7 protein-coding genes and 2 pseudogenes are annotated in these 4,050 nt (G+C 59.5%); 3 read left to right on the forward strand and 6 right to left on the reverse strand.

The features are described from left to right. Together MKK63_RS09095 and MKK63_RS09100 are read right to left on the reverse strand one after the other, a co-directional pair. A pseudogene (locus tag MKK63_RS09095) lies at positions 1-245 on the reverse strand (Crp/Fnr family transcriptional regulator); the annotation flags it as partial. A gap of 185 nt (positions 246-430) precedes the next feature. Next, positions 431-700 carry a hypothetical protein gene (locus MKK63_RS09100; RefSeq protein WP_244000848.1) on the reverse strand — a complete coding sequence of 90 codons (270 nt, stop codon included), beginning with the start codon at positions 698-700 and terminating at the stop codon, positions 431-433. A 161-nt stretch (positions 701-861) separates the two neighbouring features. Between MKK63_RS09100 and MKK63_RS09105 the strand changes: the two genes are divergently transcribed. Both MKK63_RS09105 and MKK63_RS09110 read left to right on the forward strand, forming a co-directional pair. Then, positions 862-1,077, forward strand: a complete 216-nt coding sequence (locus MKK63_RS09105) for a hypothetical protein (RefSeq protein WP_244000850.1) — start codon at positions 862-864, stop codon at positions 1,075-1,077. 231 nt (positions 1,078-1,308) lie between these two features. Next, positions 1,309-1,494, forward strand: coding sequence for a hypothetical protein (locus tag MKK63_RS09110; RefSeq protein ID WP_244000852.1), 186 nt, complete (start codon positions 1,309-1,311; stop codon positions 1,492-1,494). A gap of 332 nt (positions 1,495-1,826) precedes the next feature. Here the strand turns inward: MKK63_RS09110 and MKK63_RS09115 are convergent, their stop codons facing one another. The 4 genes from MKK63_RS09115 to MKK63_RS09130 form a co-directional block, all read right to left on the reverse strand. After that, entirely contained in the window at positions 1,827-2,069 is a 243-nt protein-coding gene (locus tag MKK63_RS09115; RefSeq protein WP_244000854.1) for a DUF6894 family protein, read from the reverse strand. 105 nt (positions 2,070-2,174) lie between these two features. Beyond that, positions 2,175-2,882, reverse strand: a complete 708-nt coding sequence (locus MKK63_RS09120; RefSeq protein ID WP_244000855.1) for a Crp/Fnr family transcriptional regulator — start codon at positions 2,880-2,882, stop codon at positions 2,175-2,177. A gap of 121 nt (positions 2,883-3,003) precedes the next feature. Next, positions 3,004-3,369 carry an HU family DNA-binding protein gene (locus MKK63_RS09125; protein WP_409564495.1) on the reverse strand — a complete coding sequence of 122 codons (366 nt, stop codon included), beginning with the start codon at positions 3,367-3,369 and terminating at the stop codon, positions 3,004-3,006. A gap of 19 nt (positions 3,370-3,388) precedes the next feature. Further along, positions 3,389-3,592, reverse strand: a complete 204-nt coding sequence (locus MKK63_RS09130; RefSeq protein WP_244000857.1) for a hypothetical protein — start codon at positions 3,590-3,592, stop codon at positions 3,389-3,391. 108 nt (positions 3,593-3,700) lie between these two features. Here MKK63_RS09130 and MKK63_RS09135 point away from each other — a divergent pair. Further along, positions 3,701-4,050: pseudogene (locus MKK63_RS09135) on the forward strand (diguanylate cyclase); the annotation flags it as partial.

The raw sequence follows: 4,050 nt of genomic DNA on the forward strand, positions 1-4,050 counted from the left end.
GCCCCGACCAAAGCTTCGCGTCCGAGCAACCCGATCTCGACCCGACCGCTGGGGGCATCGGTCGTGACGGAGACGATGCCGTCTTCCACGAAGTAGACGGTCTTGATCGGCGTGTTGGCTGAGATCAAGACCTGCCGGAGAAGTATCGTCTCAAAGCGTAGCGCGGGTGCCAGCGCCAAGAAATCTTCTGGTGCGAGCGCCAGGAGAAGGCGGTTGCGCAGATCGGCCTGCTTGAGATTTGCCACGTGTGCTCGCTCATACGGGGCAAGAGCACAAACGGTCCCTCAATCATCAACGCCCTGACGTCGGTTGGTGATAAAATTGATGTGGTGTCGATTGACGACATAAACAACTCGGTCTCATTTGTAAAAAATCTACACCTAATAGCACTAAATAGATGAATATAGTCTCATAATCTTCGGATGAGTTTTTAGAGAAGGTCGGCCTTCGATCCAAAAACCTTACCCGCTTCGGCCTTCAAAAGTTCGTTGACGAGAGTAAGCACCATATCCCGGGCTTCGGGGCGCTTCAACGCGAGCCACATCTGGATCAGATGAGCGGCGTCTTTCGATCCAGACGCATGCTGCGTCTCATAGAACCGCTCTGACGAACAGGCGAGCGCCTGCGCCAAACGGTCGAGCTGATCCCGGGCATGGCGATTTGTTGGCGCGCCAATGTCTTCGGGGGTTGGCATATCCATGGAGCATACCCGAGTGAGGTTCGCATGCGGCAGTGAAGACACAGCTTAGCCCTCTATCCATGGTTGCAATACGGTAAAGATTATACAATAATATGACAGATAAGTGAGATTTGTAAAATTATTACAAAACTAATTCTCCATATTTACTGGGGGAGGAGAGCATGAGTTCAGCACCAGATGTGGATCATATCGCGGATGCGGTGATAAAAGCTCATCAGCTCATCCAAGATCACGGCACGTCAGAAATGAAAGCGTTGAGCCGGATGCTCTTGCTCATCGTCGGCCAAGAAATTGCTCGGCATAGCTGCACACGCGATGGCGTGACGACACTCGAGATGGCCGATATAGATCGGCAGCCTAAGAAACTGCACGACTGAGATTGGATTGAGCACTTATTGTAAAGTTCTTTCACACACTAATAGGCTGTTGCAGACTGCCTAACGCTAAAAAGCGCTGCTCGGCAGGAGCGAAACACGTGTACGATCCTTCGCTGCGCAATCAGTGATTGCAGCCTGCATGACGCGAGGCTAAAACAAAAGGGACGGGCCGACAGCGGGAGCTTCGCGATGTCGAACGGATCAGTTCCGCCTTCCCATCCTGCGCGTAGAATGCTTGAGCGCATCGCCGTCTCCCTCGGCTGCACCACCGAGGCTCTCCGCACGAGCGAAGGTCTGCCAACCGATCTCGTCGATCTCGATGAGCTCCTGAAGCGCTGGGCGGTACTCCGGACCGATGAGCAGCGGCAGCATGTGCTCCGCGCGGCCCGCGAAGCGGCCGAACAGTTCACTGGCTGAGAGCGGATTGCGCTACGGGCTGCACCGCTATATGAAGCCCAGTCATCAAACCGCTCATGCGGCAGAGGCACGCTCGCTATAGTCCATTTCTGCCCTGCTGCCGGGGATCCCCAAGCCTGAGCACGTCAGGGAGGTGCGGGCGATCCTGCCAGGACTTGCAAGGAACCCCGAAGAGCATCCACGCCCGCCCTTCCGATTAACCTTGGGGGAAGCATCGCGGGGCGAGCGTGGTGGTCGAGAGGAGACCCGACCTCGTGATCGTAGCAAAGCGCATGCGAGGCTTAAACGTCCCGCGCATCCGGCACAGCTGACGCTACCCAAGAAACGAAGGCCTACGGCTGCCCTGCCAGCCACTCGCCCTCGATCGTGAGGGTAGCTCGGTAGACCGGGATACCGTGGTCGTCCCGCATCGTGACGCTAACCTTCTCGCCCATTCTCGTCAGCGGCTGATCCTTCACCATGTCGGGGAGCGACCGAAGCGCTTCCTGCGAAGCTGTGTGGGGATCATCGAAATCGAGGCCGACATCATCGCTGACGTCACTGCCGTTGCTCACATCGAAGAAGTAGCGGGCCATCAGCACCTCCAAATCCGATGCTGGGCTAACTGCCCGAGCGTGAGGGAGGTTCTGGAGATTTGCTGCGATGGCTGATCGCGTAGCCTCTGCGTGTACGCGACCGCGTCATGAGCTGCTGGAAACGACCTGATCGGGTAGGCGAAGGTATTGAGGGCAGAAAGCGGCGAGGGCCTGCAAGCCTGCCCAGTCCTGGATGACCAGCTGGCGGGACCGTAAGTCGATCAAGCCCTCCAACCGTAGGGCCCTCATCGTCCGGTTCACGTGGACCGAGGTTAGGCCCAATGCATCGGCGAGATCAGGCTGCCGAAGCGGCATCCACATAGTATGGTCGCTCGCCAGCCCGGCGGCTTTGAGGCGTAGGTACAGTTCGCAGATCAGATGTGCGAACCTCTGCCGTGCATCGCGTCGACCGAGGCTGGTGATCCAAGCACGGTGGATCGCAGCGGTGATCAAGGTCTCCCGCCACAGCGCAGCCGCGATGGTAGGCGAGCCGTCCGACAGTTGGCGAAGCGTGGTATGCGGCACGAACGCGACGACGGCGCGCGTGATCGCAGCCATGCCGAAGTCTGGCTGGGGAAGGTGGAGGCCTTGCAAGTCGGGCATATCGCCGGGCACGTGGATCGACAGGATCTGACGCTTACCCTCGGTAAGAAGCTGATAGCAGCAGGTCCAGCCGTCAAGGACGACGCAAGAGTGTAGGGACGTGCCGCCTCCGTAGATGATGTCCTGCTGGGCTTCGAATGTTCGGGTCGCCACCGGCAACTTTCTCAGCGCGTGCTGCTCCGTTTTTGAGAAGCGTGCGGCGCTGCCCAACCTACGGATCATCGTGTCGAGCGGGTATCCTGAAGGTGCCATCGCGCCATGCTGCCGGTAGGGGCGAATGAGCCTCCACAACGCGTCGCACACAGCTCATCTGAGCGCGACTGGAACTAACCTATGATGCTATGACGGTGTGACGGATCGCCATGGCCGAATGGGCGGGAGCAGGGGGATTGAGCCGAGCGCGCATGGCCTTCCCTGGCTTGAAGGTTACACCCAGCTTGGCACCTACAGTGACAGGTGCTCCAGTTCTTGGATTGCGGGCGCTTCGGCCCAACACTTCCTTTGTCGCGAACGTACCGAAGTCGCGCAGCTCAACGCGATCCCCGTTAGCCAGGGCTTCGGCGATCCGGTCGAGTATGGCGTCGACCACCCCTTCGACTTCGCGTGCGTAGAGGCGCGGGTTCTGCGCCGCGATGCGGGCGACGAGTTCGGACCGGATCATGCCGGGCAGGTGCAGGGACCGGACCGCGAGGGGCAAGTGCGCGATCCCACTGTCCCTACTTTCCTCCTGCGCCGGCTACCTTGCCCTCGGTGGCATCAGCATCGGCGCTGGCCTTGAAGAAGTCCTCGACTGGCCTGCCCAGGGCTTCGCTGAGGCGCCTCAACATCCGCAGCTTGCGCTCGCGATCGCGCGCCTGTGCAACCTTATCCGCTGAGGGAAGACGGATGTCTCGGCCGTCGCCTTTGTCGAGTTCGGCCATCTCAGACCTACCATGATTGTGACCGTGCGATTGTATATCGCAGTTGCGGATCGACGAAAAGTTGTGCTGCAAATCCCTACCTATGGTGCAAAAAGGCTCGGACGGTGCATGCCGCGTCGATCATCGAACAGCATCGTGTCGTCGGCTTCGCTGCCGCTGACCATTCTCAGCATCGGCTTGTGGGAGGAGGATGTCAGCACGGATCGCATTCGCGGCGATGCGGTCATGGGCCGAATGTACGGATTGTCCGAGGCGGAGATCGCCGAGGGCATCTCGCGCGCGCAGCTCTTCTTGATCTTCCATCCGGATGAAGTCGCTCGCGACCCGGAGCTGCGTCGTAGCGTGCGCGAGGAAGGCGGCCTGTTCGTGTGGGAGCACCGTATCATGCCGGCACCCGACGTGGTGCGCTGGGTGTTGGTGCGCGGACATTACGAGCGAGGCACAGACGGGCGGATGCG

Origin of the sequence: Methylobacterium sp. J-088 (assembly GCF_022829295.1) — a bacterium.
GTDB lineage: Bacteria > Pseudomonadota > Alphaproteobacteria > Rhizobiales > Beijerinckiaceae > Methylobacterium.

Excerpts from the sequence above, each read along its gene's own strand:
- MKK63_RS09100 (WP_244000848.1), bottom strand. The coding sequence starts at position 700 with ATGGATATGCCAACCCCCGAAGACATTGGCGCGCCAACAAATCGCCAT.
- MKK63_RS09105 (WP_244000850.1), top strand. The coding sequence starts at position 862 with ATGAGTTCAGCACCAGATGTGGATCATATCGCGGATGCGGTGATAAAA.
- MKK63_RS09110 (WP_244000852.1), top strand. The coding sequence starts at position 1,309 with ATGCTTGAGCGCATCGCCGTCTCCCTCGGCTGCACCACCGAGGCTCTC.
- MKK63_RS09115 (WP_244000854.1), bottom strand. The coding sequence starts at position 2,069 with ATGGCCCGCTACTTCTTCGATGTGAGCAACGGCAGTGACGTCAGCGAT.
- MKK63_RS09130 (WP_244000857.1), bottom strand. The coding sequence starts at position 3,592 with ATGGCCGAACTCGACAAAGGCGACGGCCGAGACATCCGTCTTCCCTCA.